At 43.7% G+C, this 18953-nt stretch carries 13 protein-coding genes and 2 tRNA genes; 11 read left to right on the forward strand and 4 right to left on the reverse strand.

All coding sequences use genetic code 11. The annotated features are described in order from the left end of the window. The first annotated feature begins 75 nt into the window (after positions 1-75). Positions 76-1179 carry a glutamine-hydrolyzing carbamoyl-phosphate synthase small subunit gene (gene carA / locus GK108_RS01080; RefSeq protein ID WP_163941503.1) on the forward strand — a complete coding sequence of 368 codons (1104 nt, stop codon included), beginning with the start codon at positions 76-78 and terminating at the stop codon, positions 1177-1179. A 101-nt stretch (positions 1180-1280) separates the two neighbouring features. Here the strand turns inward: carA and GK108_RS01085 are convergent, their stop codons facing one another. Next, positions 1281-5246, reverse strand: coding sequence for an AAA domain-containing protein (locus GK108_RS01085; protein WP_163941506.1), 3966 nt, complete (start codon positions 5244-5246; stop codon positions 1281-1283). Between the two features lie 81 nt (positions 5247-5327). Then, positions 5328-6386: a TerC/Alx family metal homeostasis membrane protein gene (locus GK108_RS01090; protein WP_163941509.1), complete on the reverse strand. Its 1059-nt coding sequence runs from the start codon at positions 6384-6386 to the stop codon at positions 5328-5330. Between the two features lie 135 nt (positions 6387-6521). Between GK108_RS01090 and GK108_RS01095 the strand changes: the two genes are divergently transcribed. From GK108_RS01095 to GK108_RS01105, 3 genes are all read left to right on the forward strand, one after another. Beyond that, positions 6522-7262, forward strand: coding sequence for a glycosyltransferase family 2 protein (locus GK108_RS01095; RefSeq protein ID WP_163941513.1), 741 nt, complete (start codon positions 6522-6524; stop codon positions 7260-7262). Positions 7263-7446: 184 nt separating this feature from the next. Further along, positions 7447-7522: transfer RNA gene (locus tag GK108_RS01100), tRNA-Gly, on the forward strand. Positions 7523-7583: 61 nt separating this feature from the next. Next, positions 7584-7668 (forward strand) — tRNA-Leu (locus tag GK108_RS01105). A 35-nt stretch (positions 7669-7703) separates the two neighbouring features. On the opposite strand, the gene glpK is transcribed toward GK108_RS01105, so the two are convergent. Then, entirely contained in the window at positions 7704-9203 is a 1500-nt protein-coding gene (gene glpK / locus GK108_RS01110) for a glycerol kinase GlpK (protein WP_163941515.1), read from the reverse strand. A gap of 199 nt (positions 9204-9402) precedes the next feature. Here glpK and GK108_RS01115 point away from each other — a divergent pair, with 199 nt between their 5' ends. The 3 genes from GK108_RS01115 to GK108_RS01125 all read left to right on the forward strand — a co-directional run bounded on the left by GK108_RS01115 (position 9403) and on the right by GK108_RS01125 (position 13552). Continuing rightward, positions 9403-11403, forward strand: coding sequence for an OmpA family protein (locus tag GK108_RS01115; RefSeq protein WP_163941517.1), 2001 nt, complete (start codon positions 9403-9405; stop codon positions 11401-11403). A 335-nt stretch (positions 11404-11738) separates the two neighbouring features. Further along, complete coding sequence (locus tag GK108_RS01120; protein WP_163941519.1) at positions 11739-12584, forward strand: class I SAM-dependent methyltransferase; 846 nt, start codon at positions 11739-11741, stop codon at positions 12582-12584. Between the two features lie 161 nt (positions 12585-12745). Then, positions 12746-13552 (forward strand): TspO/MBR family protein, encoded by an 807-nt coding sequence (locus tag GK108_RS01125; protein WP_170305369.1) that lies wholly within the window; start codon positions 12746-12748, stop codon positions 13550-13552. A gap of 77 nt (positions 13553-13629) precedes the next feature. On the opposite strand, the gene GK108_RS01130 is transcribed toward GK108_RS01125, so the two are convergent. Further along, positions 13630-14067: a peptidylprolyl isomerase gene (locus GK108_RS01130; protein WP_163941521.1), complete on the reverse strand. Its 438-nt coding sequence runs from the start codon at positions 14065-14067 to the stop codon at positions 13630-13632. Between the two features lie 157 nt (positions 14068-14224). Here GK108_RS01130 and GK108_RS01135 point away from each other — a divergent pair, with 157 nt between their 5' ends. From GK108_RS01135 to GK108_RS01150, 4 genes are all read left to right on the forward strand, one after another. Then, positions 14225-15139: a bifunctional helix-turn-helix transcriptional regulator/GNAT family N-acetyltransferase gene (locus GK108_RS01135; protein WP_163941523.1), complete on the forward strand. Its 915-nt coding sequence runs from the start codon at positions 14225-14227 to the stop codon at positions 15137-15139. A gap of 441 nt (positions 15140-15580) precedes the next feature. Beyond that, on the forward strand, positions 15581-15880 hold the full coding sequence (locus GK108_RS01140; protein WP_163941526.1) for a DUF952 domain-containing protein: 300 nt from the start codon (positions 15581-15583) through the stop codon (positions 15878-15880). A 130-nt stretch (positions 15881-16010) separates the two neighbouring features. Next, positions 16011-17498 carry a TolC family protein gene (locus tag GK108_RS01145; RefSeq protein ID WP_163941529.1) on the forward strand — a complete coding sequence of 496 codons (1488 nt, stop codon included), beginning with the start codon at positions 16011-16013 and terminating at the stop codon, positions 17496-17498. A gap of 182 nt (positions 17499-17680) precedes the next feature. Next, positions 17681-18751: a mannose-1-phosphate guanylyltransferase gene (locus GK108_RS01150; RefSeq protein ID WP_163941531.1), complete on the forward strand. Its 1071-nt coding sequence runs from the start codon at positions 17681-17683 to the stop codon at positions 18749-18751. Positions 18752-18953: the final 202 nt, after the last annotated feature.

An 18953-nucleotide genomic window follows, 5' to 3' on the forward strand; every position in this document is an offset into this window, starting at 1 on the left:
CATTAAGTCATATAGAAATGGGTTAACTGGTGACAGTTAGCCCATTTTTTTAATCTTTTAAGCCAAAACGCATAGATGAAACATACACAGCAACCTGAAGCTTTACTAGTATTACAAGACGGAACGGTGTATAAGGGCCTGGCTCTTGGTAAAAAGGGGACCGCCGGTGGAGAAATCTGTTTCAACACAGGTATGACCGGATACCAGGAGATTTATACAGATCCATCATATTATGGTCAAGTAATTATTAACACTACGTCTCATATCGGGAATTACGGGGTGTTGAATAATGCTGAGCAAGAGTCAAATGCAGTCCAAATACGAGGAATGGTCTGCAACTTTTTCTCCGACATTCATTCTCGTTATACGGCCGACGGTTCATTGCAGGATTACTTTGAACGGGCCAACATTGTCGGGATTCATGGAGTTGATACACGACAATTGGTACGTTACATTCGCTCCAAAGGCGTAATGAATTGTATTATTTCATCGGAGATTCTTGACCCTGCCCTGTTGTTGGCTGAGTTGCAACGAGTCCCTGATATGGAAGGCCTTGAGCTTTCTTCTGAAGTTAGTACAAAAGAAGCCTACGAACAAGGTGATCCGGAAGCGAAGCTTAGAGTGGCAGTTTTGGATTTAGGCGTTAAGCGTAGTATCCTATCAAACTTTAATGAGCGCGGGGTTTTTTGCAAAGTATTTCCTGCCAGAACGCCTTACAGTGAGTTAGCCGCCTGGAAACCTAATGGCTACTTTATTGCCAATGGGCCAGGGGATCCGGCTGCAATGCCTTATGCTGTCGAAACGGTTAAACAAGTGCTTGATGCTGATAAGCCTATGTTTGGCATTTGTCTGGGACATCAGATTCTATCGTTGGCCAGCGGAATTTCTACCTACAAAATGCATAATGGTCATCGTGGCTTGAATCACCCAGTTAAAAACTTAATTACGGGCCGCTGCGAGGTAACTTCTCAAAATCACGGTTTTGCTGTGAGTGCCGACGAAATTATGGATCACAATAATGTCGAGTTAACGCACATTAATTTAAATGACAAGACTATTGAAGGTATTCGCCGTAAAGATAAGCCTGCTTTTTCGGTACAATATCACCCAGAGTCTTCACCGGGGCCACACGATTCACACTATCTGTTTGACCAGTTTGTGGGAATGATGAAGGAATAGACTCGTAAACTAAATGAGCAGAAGCCACTTTCACCTGACAGTGAAGTGGCTTTTGTATTTATAAGGCACCCTAAAATAGGGTAATATGTTTGGCTGCCATTTCAGCAACGCCCTTGCCAATATTCACGACTCCAATGTCGTTTAAATGGCCATCTTCTAGTTTGTAAAGAAACCGGTAAGTAGGCGTGCGATTGTTTAATAGATTGCTGATAATAGGCTTCATCATCAGTTAAGACAAGAGACTCATAGAAACCATTCCTCTTAACCGTTAAATCAGCAAAAGGAAGCTCTCGTTGCCAGTCTGGATGCTTGTGGGCTAACCGGTCTTTTAATAATACGTTGGTTCCTAAAACTGTATTCAGCTGAGATTGTGACTGGAAATTTCCTTGCGCTACGTTCTGAGCATATGCTAAATAAGCTTTTAATAACCTAGGGCCATCGTTTGTTACGTTCTCGACAGCCAACTGCTGAGGCCAAAGGCTCGTAATAACGTACACTTGCTCGCGGGCACGGGTTATAGCTACATTTAGTCGATTGGTACCACCAGCGGCATTTAAACTGCCAAATTGTAAATTTATGCGCCCGTGATCATCCGGAGCGTAACCAACCGAGAAAATGATAATATCGCGCTCATCGCCCTGAACATTTTCAATGTTTTTTACGAATAGAGAGGAGATAACTTTATTATTATTTTGACTGTTAGCAGTATTATAAAATGGCTGACCTTCCAGAAGCTCCTGAATCAGCTGTTGTTGAGGGTAGTTGAACGTAACGATCCCCACTGAGGAAAGAGGGTTTTCTATAGCTAGACGTTCCAGAAGGGCTAATACCGCTTCAGCTTCTGCAAGATTGGTATTTTGTTTCCAGATTCCTTTAACATTGACATAATGAATAGCTGGCTCTTGTCTGTTAACATCGTCGAAGTAAGGTAGGAGTTGTAGCTTATTTTTGTAAAAATGGCGGTTAGAGAACGTAATAAGATCGAGGGTGCGGCTGCGATAATGTTCTGTTAATGAAACCTGCGGTAATTGCTGCGATGCCAGTTCCAGCAATGATTCAATTTCCAGGACGGTCTGGACAGTAGGTTCATTTTCGACTTCCATTTCGTCCAACTGAACTTTATATAAGTCACTGGGGCGAAGTTGTTGACTGTCTCCGGTAACGACTACCTGCTTCCCTCTAAACATGGCGGGAATGCCATTCTCTGCGAAGCATTGAGAAGCTTCGTCAAATATTACCAGATCAAAAAGGCCTTTCTGCAGTGGAAACATGGCAGATACCGATTCTGGGGATGCAAGCCAACAAGGAACGAGTTTAAATACTTCGTCGGCAAACGATTCCATGAGTTTGCGAACGGGCCAGATGGATCTTTTCTTCGTAGTTTGATGAAAAAGATCGCGATACGTAACAGCGTTATTAAGGCGATTAAAAAGTAAATTCTTATATGTTTGCGAGCGTAGCTTAGTAATCAGTATGTCTCGGCTAAGCGCCTGCTTTCGCTCTATACATTCTTGCAACAAGTGCTCCAACTGTTCCAGTCTTAAAGAAGAAACACTACGTAGTAAAGGATATTTCTGCTCTATATGGTTAATCCACGCTAGTCGTAAAGAGTTTTGAAAGATGCTTGCCCAATGGCTGGAAGAGCTATTTACTAGTAGCTTAAGAACAGATAGTTCAGCTTGCGAAAATCCGTTATATAATCTGTCTGACTCTACTAGTAAATCAAAATCCTGACGCAGCGATTGGAGAAGAACGGTCGCATGCCTATCATCTTTCCAAAGAATTTGGAGCTGATTATCTGTCAAGTATAGTTGCGCCTGCTGATATTGGGCCTCCACTTGTATGACCAGACGTAGTAAAGCGGTGATAGTATGGCTAAATGTTTGAGCCGTCAACCAGGCTGATAGAGGAAGGTTACGTAATGGCGTTAAATCGTTCAATTGTTCCGCAACATGTACTGCATGACGTAACAATCGTAAGCTGGTAGGGCTGGCAGGAAGTGGAAGTTTATCGAATAGGGGATCAGCTTGTAATTGTATTTCTTCTAGCTGTAGGCGTTTTTCTATTTTTTGTAGTAAAATGCGTAAATCGTTTTCTGACAGAGTCAGATTATTTGCTGTCGCTAATTGATTAAGCTTTTCTTTACGGGAGTCTGTAAGTTGCCACATTGTCCAACGTAGCCACGATGAACGGGCCTGAAGCGCATCGTTAAGTAAGCTTACTGAAAAGGATAGTTCCGATTGATTAAGACTCTGTTCAGGTCCAGGACTTAACAATACGTTGTCCCACTGTTGAGCGAGTTGTTCTAAGTCTAGCTTACTAGAAGAATACGCAGCATGCGTGGTGTTATTACGTAAAAATTGTATGGTTGGCCAGAGCTCTCTACCAGATGCAGTATCAATAGTTGTTAGTAAAGCTGTTAGCTCCCAATTATACGCTTGCCAGTCAACTACCTGATCTAATGATATTGGGTAGCCAAGTAGCTCAATAAATTGTGAGCGGGTATTTTGATTGACTGACTGCCAACGGTTAATAACCTGTTCGATTTTAGTAAGGTCAAGCGAAGAAAAATCAGCGAAACTCACCCGGTCAAACCAAGGATGATTTACGGGCAATTGCTGTTGGTACTGCTGATAAGCAACAAGCCGCTGAACAAAGTTATCCACATTGTCAATATGGAATTGTGGATAAGTGTCATCCAGAGGTATGGAAACAGCTGCTGGATCACTAGTTAAGTAAAGCTCTTTTATTGATACACCACATTCACTAGTATCGAACAGAGCATACTTGAAAGTAGTTAGTTCTGTTACGACTTCATCTATTTGGCGACTATCTCGATCAAAATCCCGTTCGAGCAGTACTGTATTCAGGCTGCTATTCTGTTGGCGATAGTCGTCAATCGAGGAAATCTGATTAGCAATCTGTTGATACAATGTTCGCCGATCGTCCTGGAAATCGTGTATCAGGGCCAAAAAAGGAGCCATGCCAACCTGACTAAGCCGTTCGTTTACTACGTCGAGAGCAGCTCGTTTCTGGCAAACAAGTAGTACTCGCTTTCCAGATGCAGCCGCATCGGCCATAAGATTGGCAATAAGCTGTGACTTGCCTGTTCCTGGTGGCCCTTGAATGACCAGCGACTGCCCGGCTTTGACCAATCGTAATGCTGCTTCCTGCGACGAGTCTAACGGTAGAGGTGTGTGAATTTTGTTCTCAGGCAAATAAGGCTGGTCCGTAGTAGAATCCGATAAAAAAGGAAATAATACGTCTAGATTATCTGCTTCATCCGATTCGTTTGTTTCGAGCAAGGCATCGTAGTCTGGTACTAAAAACGAACCTGCCTGAGGAAAGATACCAAGCACTGCTTCGGGATATAACTTCAGTTCGCCTGCGTGCTCTAACTGATTGAGACTTTTGCTACTTAGCTTGTTGAAGAACTGGAGCTTATCGACGAATAAATCCTGATTGAAATTAAGTTCAAATGGGCTTGATTTTAGCCATTCATATAGTTGAGTTCTGAATGAAAGAGCATCCCGGTCAAACTCATCAACGGTTTTGCGCAGGGTATCTTCAGGAATTTTAACCTGGTTGAAATGTCCGTAAGCTAATGCAAACGTTGGATTCAGAAAAGCTAGCTCATCGCCACGACGTAGCAGTTTCCAGGATTTCCCATGCTGCTCCAGAGCAACGGGGAAAAAAAGTAAAGGAGTATGAACAACCGTTTCATCGAGAAATTTACCCCGCACAAATGGCCACCCGACAAATAAATCTTCCGTACCACGCTCTTCTGTAATGAATCTGGCTGTTCGGGCAATTTTACGGAGTTTAGCACTTACCTCATTGCTACGTTCCTGACGCGCATCCAGAACATCACAAATTGAAATTGCCGATTTTTTTTCAATTAAATCGGCAATCAGGCTAAACGATGGTTTCTGTAGCAGGAAATCGGCATCGTGCAAATCGAGGAATTGATTTGCTGGCAGACTGGCCAATAACAATGATCTATTGCGGCTACTAAGGTTTGTTAACCGACGGCGAAAAGCACGTAGAACTACAGAATGCTGATTCATTCCTATACGTTAATGCTGTATGATTACTACGTAACGATAAAGACGTATTCGCACAGCATTAAAGTAGTGATAAAAACTAATTTAGGCTTCTTTTTTCTCCGGAATTAACCAGGACGCCAAGATGCTGACACCTAGAATCAGCACAATAATATACAGGGAATAAACAGGTTGGAACCCTAATTCCGCTAGCCAATGTTCAGCCAGCATTTTTGCTCCAATAAATGTCAGCAATACAGCTAGGCCGACTTTTAAGAAGCGGAACTGACTCATAATGCTTGACAGGAAGAAGAACATCGAGCGTAGCCCCATAATGGCAAAGACGTTAGAGAAGAAAACAATGTAGGGGTCTTTCGTAATTGAGAAAATAGCTGGAATCGAGTCAACCGCAAATACCAGATCCGTAAAGGCGACAACAATAACAATAATAAACAGCGGAGTCACGAACAACTTGCCATCTGTTTTACGACGCACAAAGAAATTGTCGGTAACGTTACGATGATAGATATTCAAGTACTTGCTGGCAAACCGTACAACAGGATGCTTATTGGGCTCAATAGTTTCATCTTCCTCTTTTTGAAAGAAGAGTTGTAATCCTGTATAGACCAGAAAAGCGCCAAAAAGATACATAATCCATTCGAAGCGCTGAATCAAAGCAGATCCCAAAAAGATGAAAATAAACCGCAGCACAATAGCGCCGAGAATACCCCAAACGAGAATCTTTTTATAATACCGCTGTTGAACACCAAACGAGTTGAAAATCAGGATAAAGACAAAAATATTGTCCGCAGAAAGAGAGTATTCCACCAAATATCCTGTGATGTATTCAAGGGACATGTTTTGCTGGAAAAGTGCTAAACTGGCCGGAAAATTGCTAGGTACTAGCTTAACGTGTTCAGCGTAGCGATTTCGTATTTCCTGAAGCCGGGCCATATCGGTGATTCCGTGGACCAGATAACCAAAATTTTGTAAGAAGAAGTAAAAAGCTATTGATAGACTAACCCAGATGGCGCTCCATATGGCGGCTTCTTTGAATTCAACAACATGGCTTTTTTGCTTGGAAAATGCTCCCAGGTCCACAGCCATAATGAGCAAAACAAAAGCAGCAAACGCAAGGAAAAATAATGTTTCGTTTGAGAGCATACAATAAGGCAGATAAAATCTGATGTCGTGCTAATGACCTAACATCAAGTTGCAAATCTACGTGCAATATGTGAAGTGAATGGCTTCCTTACGTAAATAATTGGCATAATGCTACCTACACCTTAGTTTTGAACCATGTTTAATAATAAAAAAGTAATTATAGTGATGCCCGCTTACCGGGCCGCCCTCACATTAGAGCGTACGTATAAGGAGATTCCTTTCGATATTGTAGATGATGTTATTCTAGTCGACGACGCTAGTCCAGACAATACAGTTGAGGTGGCACGTCAATTAGGTATAAAGCATGTTATCAGACATGATAAAAATAAAGGCTATGGGGGAAACCAAAAGACATGTTACGCTAAAGCATTAGAGCTTGGTGCTGATATAGTCGTAATGCTTCACCCCGATTACCAGTATACTCCGATGCTATTACCTGCAATGATTTCAATTATCGGTAATGGCTTATATCCTGTTGTGTTTGCGTCCCGGATTTTAGGTAAAGGTGCTCTCAAAGGCGGTATGCCTATGTACAAGTATATCGCCAATCGTTTTTTGACGTTTGCTCAGAATCTGTTAATGAATCAAAAGTTGTCGGAATACCATACTGGCTATCGGGCATTTTCAGGCGAAGTGCTGAGAAACTTAGATTTTACTCATAACTCAGATGATTTTATCTTTGACAATGAGATGATCGCTCAAATTTTTTATAAAGGCTATGAAATTGCTGAGGTAACTTGTCCGACTAAATATTTTGAGGAAGCCTCATCCATTAATTTCCGTCGGAGTTCCATCTATGGGTTAGGGGTACTGAAGACATCGCTATTCTATTTTCTAACGAAACTAGGCTTGATGCGCTGGAAGATTCTAACCTAGGCTTATTTCTGTTGAACGGCTAGTTGTTTGCCGATTTTTTTTAGACCCTAACTGCTTTATAATCAGTTTTAAGGTTGTTAGTTGAAGTAATCAGATGAAAAAAAATAGTCGATAGGCTTGACAAACGAATAAAAGCCCTTAAATTTGCATCCACAATTCGCCGACACAAGGTAAATTGATAAACGCGAAAGTAGCTCAGCTGGTAGAGCGCGACCTTGCCAAGGTCGAGGTCGCGGGTTCGAACCCCGTCTTTCGCTCCATGAAAAAGGCACCGACCCCGGTGCTTTTTTCATACATGTTCGTCCACTTATGTGGAAGAACGCCGGGATGGCGGAATAGGTAGACGCGCCGGACTTAAAATCCTGTGGGCCTCAAGCCCGTGCGGGTTCGATTCCCGCTCCTGGTACAAAAAGAGGACTCGTTAAAGTCCTCTTTTTCATTCTAGTCTTCCCAGCCAAAGGATCGTTCAATTGCTTTTTGCCACCCGCGCGTTAATCGTTGGCGCTGCGGTTCGTCCATAGCAGGTTCATATACTCGATCGATGCCCCAATTTTGACGTAAGTCATCAAGGTTATGCCAATAGCCAACCGCCAGACCTGCGGCATAAGCAGCACCAAGCGCGGTTGTTTCGGTCATACGTGGACAAATAACCGGTTCATTTAAAATGTCGGCCTGGAATTGCATAAGGAGTGAATTAACAACCATGCCGCCATCCACCCGTAAGGATGATAAAGGAACACCTGCATCTTTTTCCATGGCACGTACTACGTCTACCGTCTGATAAGCAGTAGCTTCCAGAACTGCCCTTGCTAAATGACCTTTATTGACAAAACGGGTTAAACCAGCAATAATGCCTCTGGCATCAGATTTCCAGTGGGGAGCGTATAATCCAGAAAAGGCAGGAACGAAATAGGCACCTCCATTATCCTCTACCGACCGTGCTAGTGATTCAATATCGGTACTTTTCTTAATGATACCCAGATTATCGCGAAGCCATTGTACAAGCGCTCCTGTAATGGCTACGCTGCCTTCGAGAGCGTAATGAGCCGGTTCGTTTTGAAACTGATAAGCGACCGTTGTTAATAACCCGTAATTCGATTCCCGTAATTCTGTTCCTGTATTCATGAGCAGGAAGCAGCCTGTTCCATAGGTATTTTTTGCCTGGCCGGGCTCATAACAGGTTTGGCCGACTAAAGCCGCTTGTTGATCGCCAAGAATACCGGCAATGGGAACGCCCGGCAAAACCTCCGACGAAACCATTCCATAAATCTCACTGCTTGGACGAATTTGCGGAAGCATAGTCCGAGGAATCTTAAACGTATCAAGTAGTTCCTGATCCCAATCAAGAGTCCGTAGGTTCATAAGTTGAGTCCGGCTTGCATTCGTTACGTCGGTAATGTGTAGTCCTCCATTGGTGCCGCCAGTCAGGTGCCATACCACAAATGTGTCCATATTCCCGAAAAGAGCATCACCCTTTTCAGCATCGGCTCGTAATTCTGCTACGTTGTCGAGGAGCCACCTCAGTTTTAAACCGCTAAAATAAGTTGCTAGGGGAAGGCCGGTTTGTTGTCGGAAACGGTTCTGTCCACCATCAGACGCAAACGTATTCACGAGGTCGGCTGTACGCATATCCTGCCAAACAATGGCATTGTAGTAGGGTTTGCCAGTCCGCCGATTCCAGGCGACTGTTGTTTCGCGTTGGTTAGTTATTCCAATGGCTACAATATCCTGGGCGGACAGTTTCGCTTTGATACGGGCCAGAGCGATCACTTCAAGTGTATTTTTCCAGATTTCTTCCGGATCATGTTCAACCCAACCCGGTTGGGGGTAGATCTGTTGATGCTCCTTCTGGGCTACTGATACAATCTGACCTTGACGATTGAAAACAATGCAACGGGTGCTGGTGGTGCCTTGGTCAATGGCTGCTACGTATGTGGGCATAAGAGTAGGAATAATCAAAACAAGTAAATGTAAAAAGGCTGGTAATTTACTGGTAATGCTTGCTAACTTGCCCTGGCTAAATAGTAACTTTTTGGTTGTTGAATCATCCTCAATAAATCGGGGATTGTTTCGTTAAAAGTAAGACCCACCCAAATTTACCTTATCTTGGGTGAAGAATTGCCTCTGCATTATTATCTATATGAGAATCAATACGTTGTCTGTAGTACTGGTCGCATTAGGATTGGCTACCGGATTGGCTGGCTGCAACTCGGCTATGCAGGCGTACAAAAAAGGAGTTCGTCATTATGATGCCGGTGAATATAATCTGGCATTAACCCAGTTTGAAAAAGCGTCGAAAGGTACCATCGACCCTGCCCGATTAAATTATTATATGGCCGAATCCTATCGGTTATCCAATCGATTTGGCGATGCTGTCCCGTTTTATCAGAAAGCAATTGAAGCTAAAACGACTGAACCCGAAGCCCGTTTTTATTACGCTTATGCCCTAAAATCGCAGGGAAATTACCCCGGCGCGTTAGAGCAGTTGCAACAATACGTTGCCAATGCCCCACGTACAACGGCAAAGCCAATATTGGATAAAGCTAAGCGCGAGATCGAAACCCTTAAGGCTGTTGACGTAATCGCCAGAAACAAATCGTTGATTACGCTCAAAAGCATGGATAACCTTAATTCGCCGGGAGCGGAGTTTGCGCCTATTCTGCGCGGAGATGAATTGGTGTTTACTGCGTCGCGTAAAGAACAGATCTATAAAAATAATGGCCTGCCGATGTTGGGCCTGTATAAAGCCAAGCTTAATCAAACCCCTGACGAAACGGGTAATGTCGTATCGACTGGTCAGCCTGAATTGTTTAGTACCAACATATTTCAGGGAGGGGTGAACGAAGGAACACCTGCTTTCTCAAAAGATGGCAAAACAATGGTGTTTGCCCGTGGCAATAATGGGAAACGTAAAGGCGGACTGGATGTTGACCTGTATATTAGCCGGTTAGGAGAAGGAAACGTATGGAGTCAACCGCTACGTTTACCGATCAGTGATTCGACTGCCTGGGATGGGTCACCCGCTTTTTCAGGCGATGGTAAAACGCTGTATTTTGCCTCTAACCGGGCTGGTGGTGCCGGTGGTATCGATCTATATCGGACAAGCATCGACGCTTCGGGCCGTTTCAGTCGTCCGGTAAATATGGGCCGGGATATCAATACGCCCGGAGATGAGATGTTTCCATACGTTGGTGCGGATGCTAAATTGTATTTTGCTTCGGATGGACATCCAGGCCTAGGTAAACTGGACGTATTTGTAGCAACGCGGTCTGGTGGTGTAACGAAAGTAGAGAATATGGGCCAACCTATTAATTCGCCATCCGACGATTTTGGGTTGATGTACATCAATCCTACCAAAGGTTTTTTAGCCTCTAATCGCGCTGGAGGCAAAGGCGACGACGATATTTATTTCTTCCAGGAAGGACCAGCTGCCGATACAACAACGATTGTTCAAAACAAGCGTGGTGGCCCAAAAAAGGTGAAGTATTTTCTGGCCGGAACGGTTTCTACTAATGAAACCCCAATTACTCCGCTTGATTCGGCCAAAGTTCGAATTCTGGATGATGCAACCGGGCAGCCAATTGCCGAAGCAACTACTGGCCAGCCAGGAACATTTGGCAAATACCCGCTGGAAGAAGGTAAGGATTATACGATCCTGGCCGAACGGAAAGGGTATTTAACACGTCGGGAGCAGTTTACGATGCAGGGAAAAAGTATTCCTGAAATCTTCCTGACTAAACCCGAAACTGACACGACTTTCAACGTAGCAATTTTGCTTGATAAAGCCACGCTGAATAAGACGTTTGTACTCGAAAATATTTATTACGACCTCGATAAGTATAATATTCGTCCTGATGCAGCAGAGGAACTAGATAAGCTGGTAACGATTTTGAAAGACAATCCAACCTTGAAGATCGAACTAAGCTCTCATACCGATGTTCGTGCGCCTGATGCCTATAATATGCGTTTGTCACAAAACCGGGCTAAATCGGCCGTTGATTATATTGTATCCAAAGGAATTGATCCTGGGCGTATGGTGGCGAAAGGATATGGCGAAACACAGCTGATCGTCAAAAATGCGAAAACTGAAGAAGAGCATCAGCGTAACCGGCGCACAGAGTTTAAAATTCTGGAGCTATAACCGTTAATAAAAGAAGTCCTTAAAAAAGGAGCTAACTGAATAATAACAGTTAGCTCCTTTTTTTATGATCAACGATGTTCGGTAAAAGTGCCTCAATTGGAAGTATTTAAGTATTGTTTAGCCCGTTTTCGCTAATCAATTCACAGGTTACTCATTTTAGATAACAGGTAGAGAGACTATGTCGGCCTAATTGAAAAGTGGACGTAGTATACCGGTTGTTTTCCCTATTGATTCAAATAGTGTCGGTATTCATTCACCTTTTTGTGGGTTTCTCTATACATACTCAAATCTATTTTTCAACTGACCACAAAAATGGTGTTAATCCGATCTGTAATATGGCACATACATTAATTCCCAGCTTAGTGCGAACAGTGCTTCCTCCAATATTAAGAAAACCTATAAAGCAAGCCTACACATCCGTAGTTGATTACGGTGAACTTGTACTGGGTTTTCGGGATCTGTTGACCCCGCCCCGATCCCGTATTTTTATTGGCTCGGGCGATTTTAAACGCGTAGGGCAGGAGTTTAAGCAACATTTTATTAAACTAGGTGGTTTACGTCCCACGGATTCTGTGCTGGATGTTGGTTGTGGAATCGGTAGAATGGCCATTCCCTTAACGGATTACATTCAGTCGCCGGGGTACTACGAAGGCTTCGATATAGTTGGTCATGGGATTGATTGGTGTAGGAAAATGATTACGCCCCGCTTCCCGAATTTCAAGTTCCAGCAGGCCGATATTTATAATGGCCATTACAATCCTAACGGCTCCTTTGAGGCAAAAAACTATAAATTCCCGTTTCCAGATAATCAGTTTGATTTTGTCTTTTTAACATCGGTGTTTACACATATGCCCCTGGCTGATGTAGATAATTATTTAGCTGAGATTAGTCGCGTACTTAAACCAGGAGGCCGTTGTTTTGCTACGTTTTTTCTGCTTACTGATGAATCCCGTATTCTTATGGCAGAACCTACAAGTACCTATAATTTTCAATATAAGCAGGATGGACGTTACGTGTTTAATGAACAAGATCCAGAATTGGGTACTGCATTTGATGAGTTAACTGTACGCGATCTGTTTATTCGGCATGGGTTCCTGAAGACCTATCCTGTATATCCGGGAAGTTGGTGCGGCCGAACGCAAGCCGTTACGTTTCAGGATATAGTTGTCGTCACAAAATAGGAACGTCTGGAGGCAGGGGCTTGATCGGTAAGGAGCAATACGTCGCTATAAAAGCAATTCTAACTATTAGAACACATTTTGGTTATTATAGCGTCCAATTAAAGGAGGTGAGTTGTCTGCTACGTTCAATTTGACCTTTCTATAATTAATCCTTACAGATCATGAATGATAAACTCCGTCAGATCCTCGTCATTGTCAGTATCGTGTTACTGATTGTAATGAATTATTTGTCGAACATAGGTGTCTTTGGCGGCAGTACAAATAAGGATATTTCGGATAAGTACCATACGCTCATTACGCCAGCGGGATATGCCTTTTCTATTTGGGGCCTGATTTTTCTGGGGCTGTTAGCATTTGCAGTATATCAGGCAACGCCGAAGCAACGTAACAATCCACGTTTTCGCGCCATAGGTGGATGGGTTGTTCTGAATGCCTTCTGTAACGCTATCTGGAGTCCGCTTTTTAATCGTGAGCAGATTGGTTTAGCGTTAGTCGTTATTCTGGTTATGCTATTTTCTTTAGCAGTTATTGAGCAACGACTGCTGGAGCATCTACAGGTTCCGTTCCTACCAACCGATCCTGATGCGAGTTTGCCCGAATTGCCTGCTTCGGTAACTGAAACATGGCTTGTCCGAGTACCTTTCTCGATTTACTTTGGTTGGCTAACTGTGGCTACCATTTTGAACGTAGCGGTTTTTCTAAAAGCTACTTCCTTTAGTTTGATGGGGCTCGCAGAGCAAACATGGGCCATCGCTATTTTGATAGTTGGTTTAGTTGTTGGCGCCATTGTTTTTAATCGGTATAGAAGTGTGGCCTACATTTTAGTGTTTGCCTGGGCTTACGCAGCCATTGCTGTGGAACAGGCCGGGAATGGACAAATTCCTCTAATAGCCGGTGCCGGTGCTATTGTTGCTGTACTATTGGCCGTTATTGGACTCGTTTCCAGGAAAACACCAGTTTATTCGTAAATCTCGGATTTTACTCAACAACAAGCCCCGCAATCCATTTGGATTGCGGGGCTTGTTGTTGGATACACTACGTATTCTTATTCTTCAAGAATTGTAATGCTGTTGATTTTGTCGCCTTGACGAATTAGATCGATCACATCCAGGCCGTCTACTACCTTACCGAAGACGGTATGGTTTCGGTCCAGGTGTTGCGTATTCTGGCGGTTATGGCAGATGAAAAACTGCGATCCTCCCGTGTTACGTCCACGGTGAGCCATCGATAATACGCCACGATCGTGATACTGATTTTCGCCGGTTAACTCGCAGTCAATTGTATAGCCAGGGCCACCAGCACCGGTTCCGGTTGGGTCTCCACCCTGAATCATAAAATTAGGAATGACTCGGTGGAACGTAACGCCATCATAAAATCCCTTTTTGGCTAACGATATAAAGTTGTCGACCGCTTTGGGAGCATCCTTCTCGAAAAATTCAATAAGCATTACTCCTTTATCGGTGTTCATTTGTGCCTTTGGCATAATTGAAATCGATTTTGTTGTAGCAACAAAATTACAACGAATTATGGTCTTTGGTTCACGTGTGTTGTCCGAAGTATGAGGTCTGTGTAATCCCGGCACTTGATAGACTGTGTCAAGTATTTTCTGTAATATTGTACAATTTATAGATTTATTTGGTATGATTTCTGTTGCCGAAGTCCGGGCTTTTAACCGGTATTACACGAACGTAATGAGTGTTGTTGAACAACATGTTTTAAAAAATAATCTGTCGCAGGCTGAAGCAAGAGTATTGTTCGAACTAGCCAATTACCCAATTAGCACCCAAACAGATCTTATAGATCGCTTACATATAGACGCCGGCTACCTAAGCCGTATTATCAGACGGTTTGAGCGAGAAGGGCTCATAACCCGTAATCGCTCAACGCTGGATGCACGCATCAGCAATCTGGCATTGACTCCCCTTGGACAGGATTTATTTCAGACGCTAAATCAGGCTTATGAACAGGAACTCGCAGCGCTAACTAAACACCTGAGCAACCAGCAATACGGAGAGCTTGCCAGCAGTATGCAAACCATTCAGAATTTGTTGACTAATCATTGTTCAAAGCCCTCCATAACAATCCGTCATGATCTTCGGCCGGGTGATTTGGGATTAGTTACGCGTTATCATGGACTTTGGTACGCGCCCGAGTTTGGCTACGATATGAGTTTTGAAGGCTACGTAGCAGAAACCGTATGTGAGTTTGCGGAGAATTATTCACCTAAGCGAGATCGACTCTGGATTGCCGAAGTTGACGGGCAATTTGTGGGTTGTATCGCTATTGTAGGTCGTCTATCCAGTGTCGGTCAGTTGCGCTGGTTTTTATTAGATAAGTCGTTTAGAGGGCAGGGTGTGGGCAAGCAACTGGTCGATTTGGCGCTGGCTTTTGGCCGTGAGCAAAACTATAAAAGCTTATATCTTCTGACCACCACTGATCAGGCTACAGCACATTATGTCTATAAACGGGCTGGGTTTGAACTCACCGATGAACATGAACCTGTTCAGATGTGGGGGCAAACCATACAGGAGCAACGCTACGAATTAATACTCTGATGAAGTTATCATGGAAATCTTTGCCAAATAGGTGGAGAAATTTATTCTTGAAATAAGACAATATTGTAATTCGGTTTTTTAGGATAATGCGACTAAATTGCCTGACGATAAGTCAGAAAGGAAGATCATTGCCTTGATTTGTCTTGCTTTTGTACAATTGTACTTAGTATCGGTTGGCGGGTTAGGTAATATTACTTCGGTAAGTCTCCTTAGTCTGTATCCATTCTGTTGTTGATAGCTTTTGTCAGGTAATTTGTAACGGATAAATTCATGTCATTTGGGGATAGCCTGCCCAGCAATACAAGTTCAATAAACGTATCGATTCAATGGATTGATGGTTTAGCATAGTTTCTTTCATAGGATTTAGAGAATCTGAATCCTATGGGTTGATTTTAAATAGACGTAAGAGCGACGGCTAAACATAACCTTCAAAAGGGTAAAATGGACTTGATTTATCATATTGTTCAGGACGGTAACTGGACGAAATACCAACAGAAATCGTATTACGAAGCAGATAGTCTTCAGACTGAGGGCTTTATTCACTTATCGAAAAAAGATCAGGTTCCGGGCGTCCTCGAGCGATATTATCAGGGCGTACCGGATTTATTGTTAGTACATATTGATGCTGGTCGTTTGGTTGGAGAATTAAAATATGAAGTTTCTACCAATGATGAGCAGTTTCCCCATTTGTATGGTCCTCTTAACAAGGATGCAGTTGTAGCCGTGGAACGTATAAGCTAATCGATAAGTCGGAGGGTAGTGGTGCGTTCAGGATCGTTTAGATGTCAGACCTACTACGTAGCGTACCGGCCTAATGATTGTTAAAAGCCAGTTTCCGAGAGTATGTAGTTGAAAAACGTGTAGCCCAGTAATGAAAAAAAGCGTAGTATATAGTTTTCTCTTACTAGTTTCCTGTACCGTACTAAAGGCACAAACAACGCCTGTTAATCCGCCGGGTGGCTCCGTAACTGTCCAGCCAGGTTCTCTACCCGCTGGTACATCTGGAACGGTACAATCGCAGGCACCGGCTATATCAGAAAGCCCGACGTCCACAGCTACCACATCGCCAGGCACGGATGCTCCGGTTCCCGCGTTGACAATTACTGGTTTTCGGCGTTTTAACGATCCAACGCTCGAATCATTGATCCAGTTGGGACTAGATAATAGCCCCAATATAAAATCAGCACTAAGTCGGTTGGAAGAAGCGCGTATTCGGGTGAAAGTAGCTCAGTCTTTTTTAGCTCCTTCGATACGTAGCTCTCTATTAGTAACGACGCAAAGTTTGTCGGAGCGCCGTCCGCTTACTATTTCTACCGCAGACCAACTACCCCGGTTTCAATTGAATACATTCCAGGTTCTGCCAATTGATGCAAGCTATGAGCTGGATTTATTCAAACGTATCCGTAATAGTATCACGGTGGCTGATCTGCAGGCCCAGGCGAGCGATGCTGATGTCCAGTCATTTCGACTGACACTAGCGTCCGACATTGCCCGGACCTATATGCTTATTCGGGGTAATGATGCTGAACAGGCGGTTTTTCGTCGGAATATTCAATCCAGAGACACTACATTGTCAATTATTCGTGAACGCTTCCGGGTAGGTCTTATTAGCCAGATTGATGTGCAACGTGCCGAAACGGATTATGCAACACTCCAGGTTACGTTAAAAGGTCTCGAGCGGGCCCGGCTTGAGTTGGTGAATGGATTAGCCCAGTTATGCGCTCAGGACCCAAACCAGTTTTCGGTACCAGTTGGTACGTTGCCTACCGACGTACCGTCGTATCCTTACGCGGCTGTAGCGGTTGAGCAACTTCAGCGTCGACCAGATTTGTTACAGTTTGTTCGCCAGAATCAGGTAGCCAATGCGCAGGTTACGCTTCAACAATCGACCACGCTACCGCGTGTTACGTTGGTAGGGTCAGGTGGTTTGTTGTCGGGGCGGGTAGGCCCCTGGCTGACACCGAGCAGCGCTACGTATCTGGTCGGTATTAATGCGTCGGTTCCGCTCTACGAAGGGCATCGGGCTAAACAGAACATTGCACTCTCCAAACAAATGGCTCAAACCAGTCAGCAAACGTATCAGCAGGCATTGCAATTGGCTCAGCGCGATGCAGAAACGGCGCTGGACAATCTAACGTTATTACGACAGCAAATAGAATTGCAAAACCAGACGTTATCACTGGCGAGACGTACGGAGTTATATAATCGGGAATTATATGTGCGTGGGCTTGCTACGTATCTGGAAGTTCTTGATGCTCAGCGGACTATTTTAACCTCTGAGCAGCAAATGGTTCAGTTAAGAAGCCAGGAAACCCAGTTTGCCATAGCGTTACTGAGAGCGGTGGGTGGTGACTGGTAGTTTCGTTAGTTGGTTTTTGAGAAACAAAATGATCGAATAGTAGCTGACTAGCTGATTGTTCGATTATTTTTGCTCGTAAAACCATTGTTTCACTGCCTAAAATTTCAAAACTATTGTGAGATTATTAGGTATGATAGTGGCAACTTGGGTTATAATCCCTATATATTTTAAGGAAATTATCGATGAATAATACGTATGTAATCATCATGGCAGGAGGAGTCGGAACGCGGTTCTGGCCTTTTAGCCGAACAAGTTACCCGAAACAGTTTCATGATGTTTTAGGCACTGGTCGTACCCTTCTTCAACAAACAGCGGATCGTTTCAATGGTGTTTGTCCACCCGAAAATATCTATATCGTTACCAGTTCGCTCTACAAAGATCTTTGTCAGCAGCAGCTACCCCAGCTGACTGACGAACAGGTTTTGTGCGAACCGGTGGCTCGGAATACAGCGCCCTGTATTGCCTATGCGTGCTACAAAATTGCCCAGCGCGATCCAGAGGCTAATATTGTGGTAGCACCAGCCGACCACATTATTCTGAAAGAAGAAGAATTTCAACGGACTATTCTTGCCGCCCTCGATGCTACCAAATCCCAGGATATTCTGGTAACGCTGGGTATTCAGCCGAGCCGCCCAGATACGGGCTATGGCTATATCCAATACATTCCTGAATCGGGGGATACGGTTAAAAAGGTGAAAACATTTACCGAAAAACCACATCTCGAACTCGCTCAACAATTTGTCGATAGTGGAGAGTTTGTTTGGAATGCCGGTATTTTCGTTTGGAATGTACAGGCTATTATAAAAGCTTTCCAGGCACACCTGCCAGAGGTAGCCGAAATTTTCGAAGAAGGAAAAGAGGCCTATTACACGGAAGCAGAAAAGGCTTTTGTTGATAAAGCGTATTCGCTGACTAAAAGCATATCGATCGACAACGGCGTTATGGAGAAGGCGCAGAACGTTTACGTCGTGTTGAGTGAATTTGGCTGGTCTGATCTGGGAACCTGGAAGTCGTTGTATGAAGTATCCGATAAAAACGACGACCTGAACGTAGTGGATGGTCATGTTCTACTGTACGATACGAAAAACTGTATCATCAAAACACCGAAAGATCGACTAGTAGCCATCAATGGCCTGGACGGATTTATTGTCGCCGAATACGATAATGTGCTTATGATTTGTCGTAAAGAGGACGAACAGAAAGTGAAAGCTTTTGTGGCCGACGCCAAAGAAAAAGGCACGCATTTTGTGTAAATAAAGATATCTGAAAGAAGTGGTGTGATTTCTCCTGATCGCACCACTTCTTTATTTATAACCATTGATAACGTAACTCCCTGAAGAAGTTGCTCGGATTGGTGGAAACTAACGTAGCGCGGCAAAAAAAATAGGACTGATTACGTCAGACGGAACAAGACAAAAAAGAAAGAGTCTTTTGTTAGATTTGTGAACTGTTTAT

Origin of the sequence: Spirosoma terrae (genome assembly GCF_010435915.1) — a bacterium.
GTDB lineage: Bacteria > Bacteroidota > Bacteroidia > Cytophagales > Spirosomataceae > Spirosoma > Spirosoma terrae.

Bases quoted from the DNA above. Each gene is read 5' to 3' on its own strand.
- carA (WP_163941503.1), top strand. From the start codon at position 76: ATGAAACATACACAGCAACCTGAAGCTTTACTAGTATTACAAGACGGA.
- GK108_RS01085 (WP_163941506.1), bottom strand. From the start codon at position 5,246: ATGAATCAGCATTCTGTAGTTCTACGTGCTTTTCGCCGTCGGTTAACA.
- GK108_RS01090 (WP_163941509.1), bottom strand. From the start codon at position 6,386: ATGCTCTCAAACGAAACATTATTTTTCCTTGCGTTTGCTGCTTTTGTT.
- GK108_RS01095 (WP_163941513.1), top strand. From the start codon at position 6,522: ATGTTTAATAATAAAAAAGTAATTATAGTGATGCCCGCTTACCGGGCC.
- glpK (WP_163941515.1), bottom strand. From the start codon at position 9,203: ATGCCCACATACGTAGCAGCCATTGACCAAGGCACCACCAGCACCCGT.
- GK108_RS01115 (WP_163941517.1), top strand. From the start codon at position 9,403: ATGAGAATCAATACGTTGTCTGTAGTACTGGTCGCATTAGGATTGGCT.
- GK108_RS01120 (WP_163941519.1), top strand. From the start codon at position 11,739: ATGGCACATACATTAATTCCCAGCTTAGTGCGAACAGTGCTTCCTCCA.
- GK108_RS01125 (WP_170305369.1), top strand. From the start codon at position 12,746: ATGAATGATAAACTCCGTCAGATCCTCGTCATTGTCAGTATCGTGTTA.
- GK108_RS01130 (WP_163941521.1), bottom strand. From the start codon at position 14,067: ATGCCAAAGGCACAAATGAACACCGATAAAGGAGTAATGCTTATTGAA.
- GK108_RS01135 (WP_163941523.1), top strand. From the start codon at position 14,225: ATGATTTCTGTTGCCGAAGTCCGGGCTTTTAACCGGTATTACACGAAC.
- GK108_RS01140 (WP_163941526.1), top strand. From the start codon at position 15,581: ATGGACTTGATTTATCATATTGTTCAGGACGGTAACTGGACGAAATAC.
- GK108_RS01145 (WP_163941529.1), top strand. From the start codon at position 16,011: ATGAAAAAAAGCGTAGTATATAGTTTTCTCTTACTAGTTTCCTGTACC.
- GK108_RS01150 (WP_163941531.1), top strand. From the start codon at position 17,681: ATGAATAATACGTATGTAATCATCATGGCAGGAGGAGTCGGAACGCGG.